The organism is Phyllobacterium brassicacearum, assembly GCF_003010955.1.
Lineage (GTDB): Bacteria > Pseudomonadota > Alphaproteobacteria > Rhizobiales > Rhizobiaceae > Phyllobacterium > Phyllobacterium brassicacearum.
Map to the genome: position 1 here is coordinate 13,143 of NZ_PGGO01000004.1, position 16,842 is coordinate 29,984.

The window sequence follows — 16,842 nt, forward strand, 5'->3', positions numbered from 1 at the left end:
CCATATCCCGCGGCACTGGTATAAATTTCGACAGCGCGTACATCGAAGCCAGGCTCACAGCATCTCCTCGCCGCAGCCGGATACCATCCGGGCCAAACACGTCTATGATGTCTCGGGATTTTCGGATCACCATTATCAGCAAGGTGGTTGCACAATAGCTATGGGGACAGGTCCATGCCGAATGTAGACGAAGTAAAACAGGGCTTGTGGGGAGCCGAGCGCAAGCTGCTGCATCATTTAAGGGATGTTCGCCGGCGGGAGCGTCAAAAGAAGCCTTCCGACCGCGAGAGCGAACTTACGCGTGGACAGAAAATCGCGGACCTGGTGGCAGCAACGATGGGGTCCTGGTCGTTCATCATTATCCAGTCGACGATCTTGTTCGTCTGGATCGTGCTGAATGTTACAGCCTACGTGCGTGAATGGGATCCCTATCCATTCATACTCCTCAATCTCGCTCTGTCATTTCAGGCCGCATACGCGGCGCCGTTTATCATGATGAGCCAGAACCGCCAGCAGGACATAGATCGCAAGGAGGCGGAGAATGATTACCGCATCAACATCAAGGCAGAGCTTGAGATCGAACTGTTGCATGAAAAGATCGAACTTCTTCACCAGAAGATAGACCAGCTTCGCGAAAAGGAAGTGGTGTCACTCACCGAAGCGGTCCAGGAACTGTCAGATCCAAAACGGCCGCCAGAAAAGGCTGACTGACCCCAAGAACGAAAAAGGACCGCTGCGGGAGGAGGTGCAGCGGTCCTGATTGTAAATGTACCGCGGGAGGAGGTGCAGTACATTCGATGTTGGGGTATCTGGGAGGAGAAGAACCCAACGACCCCAGAATAGTACAGCACAAAAAAATGGCAACTTTCAATTTTGCATAATAGCTATGCAAATTGTCGCATTGACCAAATTTGCATGGCGGCTCGCAGAAGTCCGATGCTCCGACTCACGAGAGCGGCAATTCTGACGTCTGCTTTACCGTCTGACTCGGAACGTCCGTCTTGACGTTCTGCACCCCCTTGATCCGGCTCAAATGCTCTGACTGGAAGCGGCGATAGTCGTGTATATCGGCAGCTACCACACGGACCATGGCGTCGCAGTCACCAAGCATCAGATAACATTCGAGCACCTGAGGCAGCTTGGCCACCTCGGCTGCAAAATGTTCTATCGTGTCCTCGTCCTGCGCCTTCAGCCAGATGCGCGTGAAGAATGTCAGGCCCTTGCCGATCTTCGCAGGGTTGAGCACCGCGACATAGCGGTCAATCACGCCGGCATCTTCCAAGAGTTTTACACGCCTTAGACAGGGTGACGCTGAAAGCCCCACTGCCTTGGCAAGCTCATTGTTGGGCATCCGGCCGTCGCGTTGAAGTGCCCGAAGGATGCGCCTGTCAATATCATCCAGATTCATTGGCGTATGATTCCAATATCTACCATAATTTAGATACTAAATGCCAAATATTGGCAAAAACCAAGAATATTCGCAACCAAATTGCGAACTAATTTACCTATGTTCCCATTCGACATCATCGACATCCGACAAATCGGGAGGAGGCGGCCGCAAGGCGCGCCCAGGGAAAACTATGAGCACGACGCAAACTTATCTGCCGCAACAGGCCGGCGAAAGAGCCAGTCCCGAGTTCTGGCGCGGAATTGTGTCTTGCACGCCAGTCCTGCTTGGCATCGTTCCGTATGCGCTTGTGCTCGGTGCTCAGGCGGCCGAGAAAGGACTGAGCGTCGTTGAAGTGCCGCTCATGACGGGGCTGAACTTTGCCGGCGGTTCGGAGTTCGCCGCGATACAGCTATGGACCTCTCCCCCGCACATCCTGCTCATTGTCGCCATCACCTTTCTGGTAAACAGTCGCCATCTGCTCATGGGAGCAGCCCTCGCGCCATTCCTGCCCCAGCTGCCCAAACGCAAGGCGCTGCCGGCCCTCTTCTTCATGTGCGACGAAAGTTGGGCGCTCGGCCTGGCGGATAGCAAGAAGCGCGCCTCGGCCGGCAGGTACCCGGCATTCAGCCTGCCATATTATCTGGGAGCCGCACTCCCCTTCTATCTCACGTGGGTAGTCTTCACGACCCTTGGCGCCGTATTTGGCCCGGTGCTCGGCAACGTCGAGCCCTATGGCTTCGACATGGCGTTTCCGGCTGTGTTCCTGGTGCTGCTCCGGGGCATGTGGAAAGGTATGGCCCGTGCACGCCCCTGGATCGTCAGCCTTGCCGTTGCGGCGCTGACCTACCTTCTCATTCCCGGAGCCTGGTATGTCGCCGCTGGCGCACTCTCCGGGCTCGTTTCAGCCTACATACTGTCAGGTGACACATGAGTGATACAGCAACTCTTCTCACCATCGTCCTTATGGCAAGTGCCACCTATCTCACACGCATTGGGGGCTACCTCGTGCTGCGCAATCGCACGCTCAGCCCGCGCGCGGCTGCGGTCATGGAAGCCGCACCGGGATGTGTCCTGATCTCTGTGATCGCACCGAACTTCGTTTCCGACAACCCGGCCGACCTCCTTGCTCTTGCAATCACGTTCCTCGCGGCAACGCGCCTCTCCATGCTGCCGACCGTTCTGATCGGGATCGCTTCAGCGGGTCTCCTGCGGCATCTGATCGGGTAGGGCGTACTCCCTGCTTTACTGCAAAAGCTCTTTCACGATGCTGCTCGCGCGGCTGAAATCCATCTGGCCGGCATATCTGTCCTTCAGCATGTTCATGGTTTTACCCATGTCGCGCGGGCCGGCGGCGCCGATTTCATCGATGACGCCTTTGGCAGCCTGACGTATCTCTGCTTCGGTGAGCTGCTTCGGCATGAAGTCGCGAATGATCTCGATTTCCGCACGCTCCTGTTCGGCGAGCTCAAGGCGATTGCCTTCCTCGTAGAGCTTGGCTGACTCCTCACGCTGCTTGATCATCTTAGCGAGAATCGAACTGATCTCGTCACTCGTTGCCGGATCCTTGCCCGTGCCACGATTGAGGATGTCGCGATCTTTGATGGCGGCCATAATTAGGCGCAGTGTTGGGACGCGGCCCTTGTCCTGTGCTTTGATAGCTGTGTTCAATGCCCCGGCGATTGTATCGCGCATAACTTGTTCTCCTACTTTCGCGCACCCTAATGTTGACAGCTCACAAAGACAATCATCGCGAAATGCCAATTCTGGCAAGATTCCGCGAAGAGTGCTTGTGTCGCAATTGACCGGAGGTGCAGCTTTGTTTATGGCTTCAGTCTTAGCCAGACAAATTTCTATTGTTATGCGGTGAGGATCATCCAACACCGCGTTTAGCCACGTCATATGAAACGATGAACGACATCTTTCAATGTCGGGCGGACAGCAACAGACGACACACAACGATGCCAGCCAGAGCTTAAGGAAACCGCATGACCGCCACCACAATAACAGACGTAGGTATCCAGGCAGCGGGTCCCAAGACAGCTGGTTGGACCGAATTCAAGCCGACAGCCGTGCTTGTCCTAGCAGACGGCACCGTCATCGAAGGTAAGGGCCTCGGCGCGACAGGGATCTGTGAGGCGGAGGTCTGCTTCAATACTGCGCTTACCGGCTACGAGGAAATTCTCACCGATCCATCCTATGCAGGCCAGATCGTCACATTTACTTTCCCCCACATCGGCAATGTCGGCACCAACAAGGAAGACATCGAAGACCTGACCCCGGCCAATCGTGCAGGCGCGGTTGGAGCGATTTTCAAGGCCGACATCACCGCGCCGTCAAGTTATCGCGCTGCCGAACATCTCGATCATTGGTTGAAAGCGCGCGGTGTCATTGCCTTGGCTGGTGCCGATACACGCGCTTTGACTGTTTTGATACGCGAAAAGGGCATGCCCAACGCGGTGATTGCGCACGATCCGGACGGCAAGTTCGACATTCCTGCGCTCAAAGCACGCGCCGCCGCCTGGCACGGCCTGCTCGACCTCGATCTCGCCAAAGATGTCACGTCAGGGCAGAGCTCGGTCTGGACCGAAAAGCCGTGGGTCTGGAACGAAGGGTTCGACGATCAATCAGATCCGGAATTCCACGTGGTCGCCATCGACTACGGCATCAAGCGCAATATCCTGCGTCTGATTGCGGGTCTCGGCGCTAAGGTCACCATTCTCCCGGCTTCAGCCACCGCTGCCGATGTTCTGGCCTACAAGCCGGACGGCATCTTCCTGTCCAATGGTCCTGGTGATCCGGCAGCGACCGGCAAATACGCAGTGCCGGCCATCAAAGAACTGATCAAGACCGATATTCCGGTCTTCGGGATCTGCCTCGGTCACCAGATGCTGGCACTGGCACTTGGCGGCGATACCAAGAAGATGCATCAGGGCCATCACGGCGCCAACCATCCGGTGCGCGACGATACGACAGGCAAGGTCGAGATCGTCTCGATGAATCATGGGTTTGCGGTCGACGCAGGATCCTTCCCGGACGGCGTCGAGGAAACCCATGTCTCCCTGTTCGACGGCAGCAATTGCGGGTTGCGTGTGGTTGGCCGCCCGGTGTTTTCAGTGCAGCATCACCCGGAAGCATCGCCCGGACCGCAGGACTCACATTACCTCTTCCGCCGGTTCTTCAATCTGATCCGCGAAAGGAAGGGGCTGGAGGCTCTGCCCGAACGCGATCATGCCGCCTGAGATACCGGGGAGCTTGCCGAGGCACATTCACTGCTTACGGAACGTCTTCCCCAGTGCTTGCCTTCAAAATCTCGAACCATTGCTGGCGCTCGAGCTCGATGTCGAGCGCGGCTGCCATTAAAGCCAGACGTTCGCGCTTGAGACTGCCAAGCACCGGAATTGGCCGGGCTGGATGGCGCAACAGCCAGGCAATCGCGATCGCAGCGATATCGACGACGCCGGCTGCATCTGCCGCCACCTTCAAGGCCCCACGTACCCGCCTCTCCTGCGCGCCATCACCGGTAAAGAGACTGCCGCCACCCAGTGGTGACCAGATCATCGGCGAATAGCGCAGGCGCTGCGCGTGATCGAGACTGCCATCGAACAGCGCGGCCGTGTGGATGACTGAAACTTCGATCTGGTTGGTGACCAGCGGGAAAGGCAGCCGCGACGCGAGCAGATCGAATTGTGAAGGCGTGAAATTGGAAACGCCGACGGCCCGCACCTTACCTGCCGTGACGACGCTCTCGAGTCCCCTCGCCGTTTCATCCGCATCCATGAGGGGATCAGGCCGGTGGATCAGCAACACGTCAATATAGTCGGTGTGCAAGTTTTTGAGCGAGCGGTCCACAGATGCTTCAATATGGGCGGCACTCGTATCATAGTGTTTGATACGGTTAGCCGGACGCACATCCGATTTCAGTATGATGTCACACTTGGTGATCAGTTCGATCTGCTCTCGTTTGCCGCCCCAGTGCTTCAGCCCGGCGCCAAAGACTTCTTCCACGCCATAATCACCATAAATGTCGGCATGATCGAAGCTGGTCATGCCAAGATCGATGGCACCATTAATGAGATCTGCCACGCTGGCTGCGTCAGGTTTTTCGGGCCCGCTCAGCAACCGCCAGGCACCGAGGACGAGACGGGACAGGCTCAGGCCTTCGGCATGGAGCGCGATACGTTTTTCATAGGACATCGGGATTTCACCTCAGCTCCGACAGTGATCCTGCCTGCTTAAAGCAAAGCCTCAAGAGAGAAAATAGCGCGAGTGGCGCCGACTACGAAAGTTGTATCCGCGGCTGGTTGACAGCAATCGATTCCAAGTGTACCAAATGATACACACTTTACCAATCAGTACACAGCTACAAGGAGAACAGAATTGTCCGAACAACGCCCACCTTTGCCACCATACACCCGGGAGACCGCGATACAGAAAGTGCGCTTGGCGGAAGATGGCTGGAACACCCGCAACGCCGAACGCGTATCTCTGGCCTATACGATCGATAGCTACTGGCGAAATCGATCGACATTTGTGCAGGGACGTGAGGCCATCGTCGCCTTCCTCTCCGGCAAGTGGGACAGGGAATTGGATTATCGGCTGATCAAGGAGCTTTGGGCGTTTACCGACAACCGCATCGCCGTGCGTTTCGCCTATGAATATCATGACGATTCCGGTAACTGGTTCCGGGCCTACGGCAATGAAAACTGGGAATTCGACGAGAATGGCCTGATGCGAAAGCGTTTTGCAAGTATCAATGATTTGCCAATCAATGAATCGGAACGCAAGTTCTTCTGGGACCGCTCGGGACCACGCCCGGCCGACCATCCTGGCCTCTCAGATCTGGGACTGTAATTGATGGCAAGAACAGTTGCCGAACGTTCGGATGTTATTCCAGTTCTCGCGGAGATCTTCCGCGAGAACGGTTTCGAGGGCGCCAGCCTTGCGATCATCGGCGAGAAGACCGGGCTCGGCAAAGGCAGCCTCTACCACTTCTTTCCCGGCGGGAAAGAACAGATGGCTGCCGTCGTTCTGAACGAAATCGATACTTGGTTTGAGGATCATATCTATAGTCCGCTGCGCGAAGCCGACGACCCGCGCGAGGCGATCAGCGCGATGTGCCGCGCCGTGGACGATTATTTCCGCTCCGGGCGGCGCATCTGTCTCGTCGGCGCGTTTGCTCTCGATAGCGTACGGGACCGCTTTACCGCACAGATCAGGGGCTATTTTGTCGGCTGGAGAATTGCCCTTGCCGCGGCCCTGGAAAAGGCCGGGCATGAAACCGCCAAGGCCACAGATCTCGCCGAAGAGGCGGTCATCAGCATTCAGGGCGCGCTCGTCCTCGCCCGCGCGCTCAACGATCCTTCAGTATTCGAGCGCGCAATGAGCAAAGCCGAGAAACGGCTTCTAGAGTAGCCAGCAACGGCAGCTACTCTACCCGGCTTCGTTTGGAGCCAACGCACCTGGGGCGAGAACTTCGTCTTTAGCAAGCGATGGTTTCTCGACGCGAAGAACAAAAACAATCAGGCCGATCAACACGAAAATCCCACCAAGCACGTAAGGCGCACCACTAAACTTGATCGACGCGTCAGGCGCTGTGAAGATCGCGAATATCTGGGTGAAGATCAGCGGCCCGATAACGTTGGTAATGCTGAACAGGCTCGTCATGGCTCCTTGCAACTCGCCCTGCTCCGACGCAGGAACCTTTGCCGCGGCGATACTGCGCATGGCCGGATCTGCTACACCTTCAAGACAAGTGGCAACGATAACCACATAAACCAGCCAACCCTGCCAGGCACCGGCATAACCGAAGAAACCGAGCGCAGCGAAGGTGAGGCCGATAACCGCCGTACGCCACTCGCCAAATCTCGACACGATGCGCGGCAGGACGAGCCCCATCACGATCGCGCTGCACAGACCGTAAATGCCCAGTGACATGCCGATATCGCTCTCGCTCCAGCCATAGCGATAACTGCCGACATAGGCCCACACCGCAGGATAGGACATGTGTCCAAGCGTCAGCATGAAAAAGACCAAACCAATCCACAGGATCCCCTTGTGGTTACGCATCTGCTTCAGCGCGCCAAGCGGATTGGACCGCTTCCACTCGAACTTCCGGCGGTCCTTCGCCCCAAGCGTTTCAGGTAAGAGGAAATAGGCAGCAACAAAGTTCAGAAACGAAATCAGCGCTGCACCGAAGAAGGGTACGCGTGGGCCAAATTCACCAAGAAAGCCGCCAATGATCGGTCCGAGAATAAACCCGACGCCGAATGCAATGCCAAGCAGTCCGAAATTCTTCGCCCGATTCTCGTCGGTACTGACGTCGGCAATGTAAGCCGAGGCAGTCGAGTAACTGCCGCCGCTGATGCCTGCAAGAATTCGTCCGACTAGCAGGATTCCAAAGTTCGGCGCGAGCGCACAGATGAGATTGTCGAGAGCGAAGGTTACCACGGATACCAGCAACACCGGGCGGCGACCAAAGCGATCGCTCAGATTTCCGATCAGTGGCGCAAAAACAAACTGCATTCCGGCATAAGCAAGGAGCAGCCAGCCCCCGTAAATCGCCGCCTGCCCCACGTTCGAACCGGTCAGTTGCTCTAGATATTCCGGCAGGACGGGAACGATGATCCCGATACCGATAATATCCAGAAGCAAGATAATGAAGACGAGTGTGAGGCCGCGCTTGGCCAGAATCGGGTCAATCATCGGAAAACTCGCAAATGGCGTTTATATCCGCGATTGACGCGGAAAATCATCATGTCCGGTTCGCAAGAGCGAAACAATACGTGAACATGATCAGGAAACGACCCAATTTACCACCGGAAAGTGTCTTCGACACAAATTCCTCCTGACAGTTCCTGCCAGCCTAGCGCACATAATTGGTCGGCAATGCTGTCGTTGCCTTCAATGTTTCCATCGATACCGACGCTGAGATGTCGAAAAATTCGACTTTTTCGACGAGCGTTTTGTAGATGCTGTCATAAGCTTCCACGCGTGGAAGTACGATCTTCAGGATATAGTCGATCGTGCCGGTCATGCGATGCACTTCGACGATTTCAGGAATGTCACTGATCGCTTTGCGAAACTGTTCGAGCCATTCGGCCGAGTGACGCGCTGTCCGAACAATCACGAACATCGTGGTTGGCAATCCCATCAGCGGACGATCAAGCAATACGACCCGCCGGGCGATGTATCCGTCTTCCTCAAGGCGCTGGATGCGGCGCGAACAGGCAGAAATGGATAGGCTCACCCTGTCGGCCAGATCGGAGACGGCAAGCGATGCGTTATCCTGCAGCAGATCTAGAATCTTGCGGTCGCGATCGTCGAGCATTCTGCTTCCTTAGCAAATTTCAAGCGCATATGAATAACTTTACGCCATATGTTTGCATAAAAACAAGCATGCGCAACAATCTTCGCGAACCGTTCCCGCGCGATCCGACCTATCATCCCGGTCGAGTGAACAGTCAGGGGAATTTTGCAATGCGCACCATTGGATTGATCGGCGGTATGAGCTGGGAAAGCACCGCGGTCTATTATCGCCAGATCAATGAGAACGTCCGGACACGTCTGGGTGGCCTTGCTTCAGCCAAGATCGCGATGCAGTCATTGGATTTTGCAGAAGTGGTTGCCTTGCAGAAAAGTGACCGCTGGGATGAAGCTGCTGCACTCTTGTCCGATGCGGCCCGGCGTCTTGAAAGAGCGGGCGCCGATTGCATTCTGATCTGCACCAACACGATGCATCTTGTTGCCGACGCTGTCGCAACGGCGGTCAGTGTTCCGCTCATCGACATCAGGCATGAAACCGGGCGCACTCTTGCGGCAGCGGGTAAGAAGCGCCCTTTGCTCCTTGCAACCCGCTACACGATGGAGCATGGCTTCTACGCCGACTATATGCGCGCAGAATTCAACATCGAGGTCGTCGTTCCCAATGAAATCGATCGCGCCAAGGTTCATTCGGTGATTTTCGATGAACTCTGCTGCGGCATCGTCAAGGACGACTCGCGCCAGGCGCTGGAAAAGATCATTCAGCGCGGCATGGACGCTGGCGCTGATAGCGTTATTCTTGGCTGTACTGAAATCTGCCTGTCCCTGACCGACGACAACGTCGCCCTCCCGGCATTCGACTCCACCACCATCCATTCCAACGCTGCCGTGGCGCACGCGCTGGGGATGGATTTCAAGAGCGAGCAAAACGCAGTTTGACAATCGCAAACCCTCCCCTGCGGGAGGGCAAGGATGTTAGAGCAAGTTCCCGACCAGACCAGATAGACGCCTTCTGGTCGGACTTTGCTTTAGATGGCTCCGCTGAACGTGTCGCAACTCTCCAGCTTGCCGCTGTCGAATCCGCGTTTGAACCACGTAGCGCGCTGGGCTGACGTGCCGTGGTTGAAACTTTCCGGCACGACATAGCCCTGCATCTTGCGCTGCAGAGTATCATCGCCAATCTGTTGTGCGGCGTTGAGCGCTTCTTCCAGATCGCCAGCATCAAGGATGCCCTTTTGCTTGGTGAAATGGCCCCAGATTCCGGCAAAACAGTCGGCCTGGAGTTCGACCCGAACTGACATGGCGTTTGACTCCGCCTCACCCATGTTCTGGCGCATCTGATTGAATTTCGGCAGTACACCGATCAAGTTTTGCACGTGGTGGCCAACTTCGTGCGCAAGTACATAGGCCTGGGCAAAGTCGCCAGAGGCACCAAACTTCCTGTCGAGTTCGTCATAGAAACTCAAATCAATGTAGAGCTTGCGGTCACCCGGGCAGTAGAAGGGCCCTGACGCGGCGCTCGCAAAACCGCAGGCTGACTTAACCTGCCCATCGAACAGGACCATGGTCGGTGGCGGATATTGCTGTCCTTCGGCCTGGAAAATGCCGCTCCAGACGTCTTCCGTTTCCGCAAGCACTGTTTTCACGAATTGCGTCATCTCGTCATCAGTCTTAACGGACGCATCGCCAGAGGGAGCCTGGCTCTGGCCTGGCACCAATTGCCCCCCGGTGCCGCCGGAATCGACGAGAATCTGCATCGGATCGATACTCGTGCAGAATTTCAGGAACAGGAAGATCGCGGCCAGAATGATGATACCGGTAAACCCGCCGCCGCGTGCGGTTCGTATGCCAGACCCGCCCGGAAGGCGGAAGCCGCCACCTCGACCGATTCCGCCGGGAAACCCGCCGCCTTGTCCGCGTTGATCCTCAACGTTGTCACTCTGTCTGCGGCCCTGCCAACGCATTTCCCGTCTCCTGGTCACCTATCGGTCCAATCGGCCGATATGCTGTATTTGCAGTAGTATAGTGCGATATTTGTTTCACGCACGATGCTATTTTTCAACGTGCGGCTGCAATCGATACATAATCAATTTTCGTGACTGATTAATGCAGGAGCAAAACCAAAGTTGCATTGCGATGAAAACTGCAGCGAAAAAGCGTGAAATTGCGCGTTTTTGGGGTTACGCAATGCGATTGCTTTGCCTATAAGGCAACCTTAGCCTCGCATTTGGAACTATGTGCCTGCCCGTACGGTCAAAACCGTGCGGTTTTTTGTGCAGCACGCTGTTGATAGGAACGTACCCATGCCAAAACGCACCGACATCAAATCTATTCTGATCATCGGGGCTGGACCGATCATTATCGGTCAGGCATGCGAATTCGACTACTCCGGCACGCAGGCCTGTAAGGCGCTCAAAGAAGAGGGCTATCGCGTTATCCTGGTCAACTCCAATCCGGCAACGATCATGACCGATCCGGAATTGGCTGACGCAACCTACATCGAGCCCATCACCCCGGAAGTTGTCGCCAAGATCATCGCTAAGGAACGTCCTGACGCGCTGCTGCCGACCATGGGTGGCCAGACCGCGCTGAACACCGCCCTGTCACTCCGTCGCATGGGGGTCCTCGAACGCTACAATGTCGAGATGATCGGCGCCAACGCCGAAGCGATCGACAAGGCCGAGGACCGCGCCCTCTTCCGCGAGGCAATGTCCAAGATTGGTCTCGAGACACCGAGGTCGATGCTGGCCAATGCCACCGAGGTCAAGGATCTCGACCGCAGATTGCACAAGGAACAGCGCGAGGCAGTAAAGGCCAAGTATTCGGGCGCTGAGCTCGATGCAGCTTTGGACAAGCTGGAAACGGAATGGCAGTTGGGCGAAGGTGACCGCAAGCAGCGCTATGTCGCCCATGCCCTTGGAATGGCTGGCGCAGCGCTCGACCATGTTGGCCTGCCAGCGATCATTCGCCCCTCCTTCACCATGGGCGGCACCGGTGGCGGCATTGCCTATAACCGCGCCGAATTCTACGAGATCATCGGCAGCGGCCTCGACGCTTCGCCCACGACAGAGGTTCTGATCGAGGAATCCGTTCTCGGCTGGAAAGAATATGAGATGGAAGTCGTCCGCGACAAGGCGGACAATTGCATCATCATCTGCTCGATCGAGAACGTCGACCCGATGGGCGTTCATACCGGCGACTCCATCACCGTTGCGCCTGCCCTTACCTTGACGGACAAGGAATACCAGATCATGCGCAACGCCTCGATCGCGGTGCTGCGCGAGATTGGCGTCGAGACCGGCGGCTCAAACGTGCAATTTGCGGTCAACCCCGAGAATGGACGCCTCATTGTCATCGAAATGAACCCGCGCGTATCGCGGTCCTCGGCGCTAGCATCGAAAGCAACAGGCTTCCCGATTGCCAAGGTCGCGGCAAAACTCGCTGTCGGCTACACACTCGATGAACTTGAAAACGACATTACCGGCGGTGCGACACCTGCCTCGTTCGAGCCATCCATCGACTACGTCGTCACCAAAATCCCGCGTTTCGCCTTCGAGAAATTTCCGGGCGCCGAACCGACGCTGACGACTGCGATGAAATCGGTCGGCGAAGTCATGGCCATTGGCCGTACCTTCAAGGAATCGCTGCAAAAAGCGCTGCGCGGCCTTGAAACCGGGCTTACCGGCCTTGATGAGATCGCAATTCCCGGACTTGGCGAAGGCAATGACAACAATGCCATCCGTGCCGCCATCGGCGTGCCTACACCCGATCGTCTGCGCATGGTCGGACAGGCGCTGCGTCTTGGCCTATCAGTCGAGGAAGTTCACGAAGGGTGCAAGATCGATCCATGGTTCCTGGAACAGATGGCGGAGATTATCGCTACGGAAGAGCGCGTGCGGGAGCATGGCCTGCCAAAGGACGCGCAGAACCTGCGCATGTTGAAAGGCATGGGCTTTTCCGACGCCCGCCTTGCCAGCCTCGCCAAAATCGAACCCAGCGAAGTTACCAAGCTGCGCCACAAGCTCGATGTCCACCCGGTATTCAAGCGCATCGATACCTGCGCGGCCGAGTTCGCCTCCCCGACGGCCTATATGTACTCGACCTATGAAGTGCCGTTCGCCGGAGTGCTCGCATCCGAGGCACAGGTTTCCAACCGCAAGAAGGTCGTCATCCTCGGTGGCGGTCCGAACCGCATTGGTCAGGGCATCGAGTTCGATTATTGCTGCTGCCATGCCGCCTTTGCCCTGCGCGATGCAGGGTATGAGGCCATCATGATCAACTGCAATCCGGAAACGGTCTCGACCGACTACGACACATCGGACCGGCTTTATTTCGAGCCGCTGACTGCCGAAGATGTCCTGGAAATCCTGCGCACCGAACAGACCGCCGGAACGCTGCATGGCGTTATCGTCCAATTCGGCGGCCAGACGCCGTTGAAGCTCGCCGATGCCCTTGAGAAAGCCGGCATCCCGATCCTCGGCACCTCACCCGATGCAATCGACCTCGCCGAAGATCGCGACCGTTTCCAGAAGCTCCTGATCAAACTCGACCTTGCCCAGCCGAAAAACGGCATCGCCTATTCCGTGGAACAGGCACGTACGATTGCCGGCGAACTCGGCTTCCCGCTTGTCGTTCGCCCGTCCTATGTTCTTGGTGGCCGCGCTATGCAGATCATCCACGATGAACGCGGCCTGCAGAGCTACTTGCTCGACACCGTTCCGGAACTCGTGCCGGAAGACATCAAGCAGAAATACCCGAACGACAAGACCGGTCAGATCAACACGCTGCTCGGCAAGAATCCGCTGTTGTTCGATCGCTATCTGACGGAAGCAACCGAGGTTGATGTGGACTGCCTGTGTGATGGCAAGAACACCTGGATTTCGGGCATCATGGAACACATCGAGGAAGCGGGCATCCATTCCGGCGATAGCGCGTGCTCGTTGCCCGTCCACTCCCTCTCCGTTGAAACCGTGGCCGAGCTCGAAAAACAAACCGCCGCGCTCGCAAAATCGCTTAACGTCGTCGGCCTAATGAACGTGCAGTATGCCATCAAGGACGACACGATCTACGTGCTCGAAGTCAACCCGCGCGCCTCGCGTACAGTGCCATTCGTCGCCAAGACCATTGGCACACCGATCGCCAAAGTTGCGGCACGCATCATGGCCGGGGAAACCCTGGATGGTGCACTTGCCAACTATGGCGGCAGGCCGTCAACCACCGGACGCCAGCATATCGCCGTGAAAGAGGCAGTATTTCCGTTTGCACGCTTCCCAGGCGTCGATACGCTGCTTGGACCGGAAATGCGCTCAACTGGTGAGGTCATGGGCCTCGATTATGATTACGCGCTGGCCTTCGCCAAGTCGCAGCTCGGTGCCGGTGTCGATCTCCCGCGCGATGGAACGCTCTTCGTCTCTGTGCGCGATGAGGACAAGCCGGGGATCTTGCCCTCGGTCAAACGTCTGGCCGGGCTTGGCTTCAAGATTCTTGCAACCGGCGGGACCGCGCGCTTTCTCGGTGAGAACGGTGTCGAGGCGCAGAAGATCAACAAGGTTCAGGAAGGCCGCCCGCATGTAGAGGACGCAATTCGCAACAGGCAGGTGCAGCTGGTGTTCAATACCACCGACAGCGCCAAGGCGATCTCGGATTCGAAGTCGCTGCGCCGTGCAACGCTGATGCAGAAGGTGCCCTATTACACAACGCTTTCAGGTGCCGGCGCCGTGGCGGAGGCCATTGCCGCACTGAAAGCCGGATCGCTGGAAGTTCGGCCCCTACAGGATTATTTTGTGTGATCCATTGATCGAAATACAGGTTGCCCCGGTTACCGGGGCTCCTTGTTTTGGGCAGAACTTAGACGCCCTCGAGTCCCTCGCCTTCCATACCATGTCCCGAGGGATCACTAACAAAATGCAGCACCTTGGCGAAGACATGGTCGCCTCTGTCTTCGCGTCCGATATGCACCACCGTTGACTTGCCGAGGTGATTGCGAAGAACGCCCATGACCCGGTCGTGGGCGCCAGCTTCCATCCCATCAAGCGCCTCATCAATCACCACCCAGCGCGGCTTATGCAGTTTGAGCCGAGCGAACGCCAAGGACTTCTGCTCGTCATCGCTTAGCTCCCTATCCCAGCGCGCCCGGAAATCGAGCATCGACTCAAGGCGGGTTAGCCCAAGCTCATGCAGTGCTGAGACGAGCTCCTCGTCCGAGAACCCATCCTTGCCAACCGGGTAGGACATGGCCTCGCGCAAGGTGCCCGGCGGGAAATAGGGCAGTCGCGGCATGAATATGACATTCGCGTCTGTAGGCAGACTGACGGTTCCTGCTCCCCATGGCCAAAGGCCCGCGATCGCGCGAAAAAGCAATGTGCGATCGATCCCCGGTTCGCTCGTGATCAGAACCCGCTCTCCTTCCTTCACGACCGCCTGCTTTTCCTTCAAACGGACTGTCGCCCGGGGTGCGGTGATTTTGAGCGAATCGAGCCGGATCTCATTCGATCCAGATTCCGCGAATTTGATCCGTTGGTCTACACTGTTCCTGATATCAGTCGCTTGCACAGCCTGCCGGAACGATGTGATGCGCAGAAGTGTCGCGCGCCAGTCGGCAATGGCACCAAAATTATTGACGAACCATTTCAGCGCATCATGCACTTGATTGAACGCCCCGACCGCTGCCATCAACCCGCCAAATGACAGGTTCCCGGCAAAGTACACCGGTGCGGCCACGAGAATCGGCGCAACAATGGTGATCCAGCCATAACCGGATGTGACCCAGGTGAGCTGCGTTAGCGCCGTGACCAGCAAGCGGATAGCCGCAAGGAGGCTGTCAATATCGAAGCCAATCCGGCGGTTCTCATCCGCCTCTCCACGATAGAGCGAGATCGCATCGATGTGCTCATTAACCCGCATCAGCGAAAAACGTAGCTCGGATTCCTTCTGGTAGCGATCGGCGTTGTACTTGATCAACTTCCGGCCAACGAGCCAACTCAGCCAGGACGCCGAGGCAGCGTAGAGAAAGGCAGCCCAAACCATGTAGCCGGGGATGGAGAAGCTATAACCATAGACGTTGAACACGAAACCGCTGGAGAATGTCCACAGCACGCCGACAAAACTGATCAACAGAATCGAGGCCTGCAAGAGCCCGAACCCAAGGTCCGTCGACATTTCAGACAGATGCCGGGCATCTTCGTGAAGCCGCTGGTCAGGATTGACACCAATGGGCCCGGAATTGGACAGCTTGAATGCCCGGCGGGGCTGCAGCCATTCACCGACCAGGTCCCGCGTCAGTCCTTCGCGCAGTTTCAGGCGCGTCATCTGATTGAGCCATGTCTGGGCAACGTTAAGGACCAAAAGCACCGAGGCTATCGCGAAGAAAACCATCAACTGGTCCACAAATGCCGGGAAATCTCGTCTGGACAGCGCATCGTAAAATGGAACGTTCCAGCGATTCAGCAGAACTTGGCCCGCGGAGGTCACGATAATGATGCTGAACACGCCGAGAATCATCAGAATCAGTCGGTTGCGAACCGGTGAAATCCAATAAATGTCGCCAATGACGCGTAATTGGGAGAGAAGGCTTGCTTCCACTTCGCCTGCGACGGAGGTGGCTGTGGATCGGTTTTTTTTCTGCTCCGCCATGAGTTCCCCCCGTGGACGACCGCGATTCGGCCTGTTCACTTACCATTTAATCTTAAAACACGTCGGGTTGTGCGCTGAAATTCTAGAGAGAATGTAAAGCCAAAATTTGCTCGTACAACCCGTGACAGCGAGCCTCAAGGATAACCGCAATTGAATACGGCTTGTTTTGGCGCAAATTCTGTCATATGTATCCGGCATCGATTTTATCGGTCGAGTGACTTTGCGACCTGCGTAACCCGTTGCGCTTCCTGATGAACTCCATTGCATAGGTTCGATTCCCTTGGGCCGCATATGTGCATGCTGCCTGTCTTATACATCTGAAAGGAACTTCCCATGGCTTCGGGAACAGTGAAATGGTTCAACAGCACTAAGGGCTACGGCTTCATCCAGCCTGATACTGGTGGTGCAGACGTATTCGTCCATATCTCCGCTGTTGAACGCGCAGGTCTGCGCGGTCTCAATGATGGCCAGAAGGTCAACTACGAGATCGTACAGGACCGTCGTTCGGGCAAGTCGTCTGCTGACAACCTCAGCGTTGCCGGCTGATAACCGCATACGGG

The 16,842-nt window shown here is 56.5% G+C and carries 16 protein-coding genes; 9 read left to right on the top strand and 7 right to left on the bottom strand.

Features of this window, described 5'->3' with window-relative positions; genetic code table 11:
• The first annotated feature begins 174 nt into the window (after positions 1-174).
• Positions 175-711, top strand: coding sequence for a DUF1003 domain-containing protein (locus tag CU102_RS07145; protein ID WP_106710384.1), 537 nt, complete (start codon positions 175-177; stop codon positions 709-711).
• Between the two features lie 235 nt (positions 712-946).
• On the opposite strand, the gene CU102_RS07150 is transcribed toward CU102_RS07145, so the two are convergent.
• The gene (locus tag CU102_RS07150; protein WP_106710386.1) at positions 947-1,408 is read right to left on the bottom strand and encodes an Lrp/AsnC family transcriptional regulator; all 462 of its coding nucleotides are present in this window, start codon (positions 1,406-1,408) and stop codon (positions 947-949) included.
• Between the two features lie 172 nt (positions 1,409-1,580).
• Here CU102_RS07150 and CU102_RS07155 point away from each other — a divergent pair, with 172 nt between their 5' ends.
• Positions 1,581-2,321: an AzlC family ABC transporter permease gene (locus CU102_RS07155; RefSeq protein WP_106710506.1), complete on the top strand. Its 741-nt coding sequence runs from the start codon at positions 1,581-1,583 to the stop codon at positions 2,319-2,321.
• A complete protein-coding gene (locus CU102_RS07160; protein WP_106710388.1) occupies positions 2,318-2,617 on the top strand; it encodes an AzlD family protein in 300 nt (99 codons plus the stop codon). Before CU102_RS07155 ends, CU102_RS07160 begins: the two co-directional genes overlap by 4 nt.
• 15 nt (positions 2,618-2,632) lie before the next feature.
• Here the strand turns inward: CU102_RS07160 and CU102_RS07165 are convergent, their stop codons facing one another.
• Positions 2,633-3,082 (bottom strand): GatB/YqeY domain-containing protein, encoded by a 450-nt coding sequence (locus CU102_RS07165; protein ID WP_106710390.1) that lies wholly within the window; start codon positions 3,080-3,082, stop codon positions 2,633-2,635.
• A 293-nt stretch (positions 3,083-3,375) separates the two neighbouring features.
• Between CU102_RS07165 and carA the strand changes: the two genes are divergently transcribed.
• Positions 3,376-4,629: a glutamine-hydrolyzing carbamoyl-phosphate synthase small subunit gene (gene carA, locus CU102_RS07170; protein WP_208113826.1), complete on the top strand. Its 1,254-nt coding sequence runs from the start codon at positions 3,376-3,378 to the stop codon at positions 4,627-4,629.
• A gap of 34 nt (positions 4,630-4,663) precedes the next feature.
• On the opposite strand, the gene CU102_RS07175 is transcribed toward carA, so the two are convergent.
• Positions 4,664-5,584: an aldo/keto reductase gene (locus CU102_RS07175; protein WP_106710392.1), complete on the bottom strand. Its 921-nt coding sequence runs from the start codon at positions 5,582-5,584 to the stop codon at positions 4,664-4,666.
• 183 nt (positions 5,585-5,767) lie between these two features.
• Here CU102_RS07175 and CU102_RS07180 point away from each other — a divergent pair, with 183 nt between their 5' ends.
• Positions 5,768-6,241, top strand: coding sequence for a nuclear transport factor 2 family protein (locus CU102_RS07180; protein ID WP_106710394.1), 474 nt, complete (start codon positions 5,768-5,770; stop codon positions 6,239-6,241).
• 3 nt (positions 6,242-6,244) lie between these two features.
• Positions 6,245-6,802: a TetR/AcrR family transcriptional regulator gene (locus CU102_RS07185; RefSeq protein ID WP_106710396.1), complete on the top strand. Its 558-nt coding sequence runs from the start codon at positions 6,245-6,247 to the stop codon at positions 6,800-6,802.
• Between the two features lie 18 nt (positions 6,803-6,820).
• Here the strand turns inward: CU102_RS07185 and CU102_RS07190 are convergent, their stop codons facing one another.
• Entirely contained in the window at positions 6,821-8,092 is a 1,272-nt protein-coding gene (locus CU102_RS07190; protein ID WP_106710397.1) for a TCR/Tet family MFS transporter, read from the bottom strand.
• A gap of 160 nt (positions 8,093-8,252) precedes the next feature.
• Positions 8,253-8,717: an Lrp/AsnC family transcriptional regulator gene (locus CU102_RS07195; RefSeq protein ID WP_106710399.1), complete on the bottom strand. Its 465-nt coding sequence runs from the start codon at positions 8,715-8,717 to the stop codon at positions 8,253-8,255.
• A 149-nt stretch (positions 8,718-8,866) separates the two neighbouring features.
• On the opposite strand from CU102_RS07195, the gene CU102_RS07200 reads away from it, so the two are divergent.
• The gene (locus CU102_RS07200) at positions 8,867-9,589 is read left to right on the top strand and encodes an aspartate/glutamate racemase family protein (protein WP_106710508.1); all 723 of its coding nucleotides are present in this window, start codon (positions 8,867-8,869) and stop codon (positions 9,587-9,589) included.
• A gap of 89 nt (positions 9,590-9,678) precedes the next feature.
• Here CU102_RS07200 and ypfJ read toward each other — a convergent pair whose 3' ends face one another.
• On the bottom strand, positions 9,679-10,614 hold the full coding sequence (ypfJ, locus tag CU102_RS07205) for a KPN_02809 family neutral zinc metallopeptidase (RefSeq protein WP_106710401.1): 936 nt from the start codon (positions 10,612-10,614) through the stop codon (positions 9,679-9,681).
• Positions 10,615-10,953: 339 nt separating this feature from the next.
• On the opposite strand from ypfJ, the gene carB reads away from it, so the two are divergent.
• The gene (carB, locus tag CU102_RS07210) at positions 10,954-14,439 is read left to right on the top strand and encodes a carbamoyl-phosphate synthase large subunit (protein WP_106710403.1); all 3,486 of its coding nucleotides are present in this window, start codon (positions 10,954-10,956) and stop codon (positions 14,437-14,439) included.
• Between the two features lie 58 nt (positions 14,440-14,497).
• Here carB and CU102_RS07215 read toward each other — a convergent pair whose 3' ends face one another.
• Positions 14,498-16,282 (bottom strand): ABC transporter ATP-binding protein/permease, encoded by a 1,785-nt coding sequence (locus CU102_RS07215; protein WP_106710405.1) that lies wholly within the window; start codon positions 16,280-16,282, stop codon positions 14,498-14,500.
• 333 nt (positions 16,283-16,615) lie between these two features.
• Here CU102_RS07215 and CU102_RS07220 point away from each other — a divergent pair, with 333 nt between their 5' ends.
• Entirely contained in the window at positions 16,616-16,828 is a 213-nt protein-coding gene (locus CU102_RS07220) for a cold-shock protein (RefSeq protein ID WP_099998246.1), read from the top strand.
• Positions 16,829-16,842 lie beyond the last annotated feature (14 nt).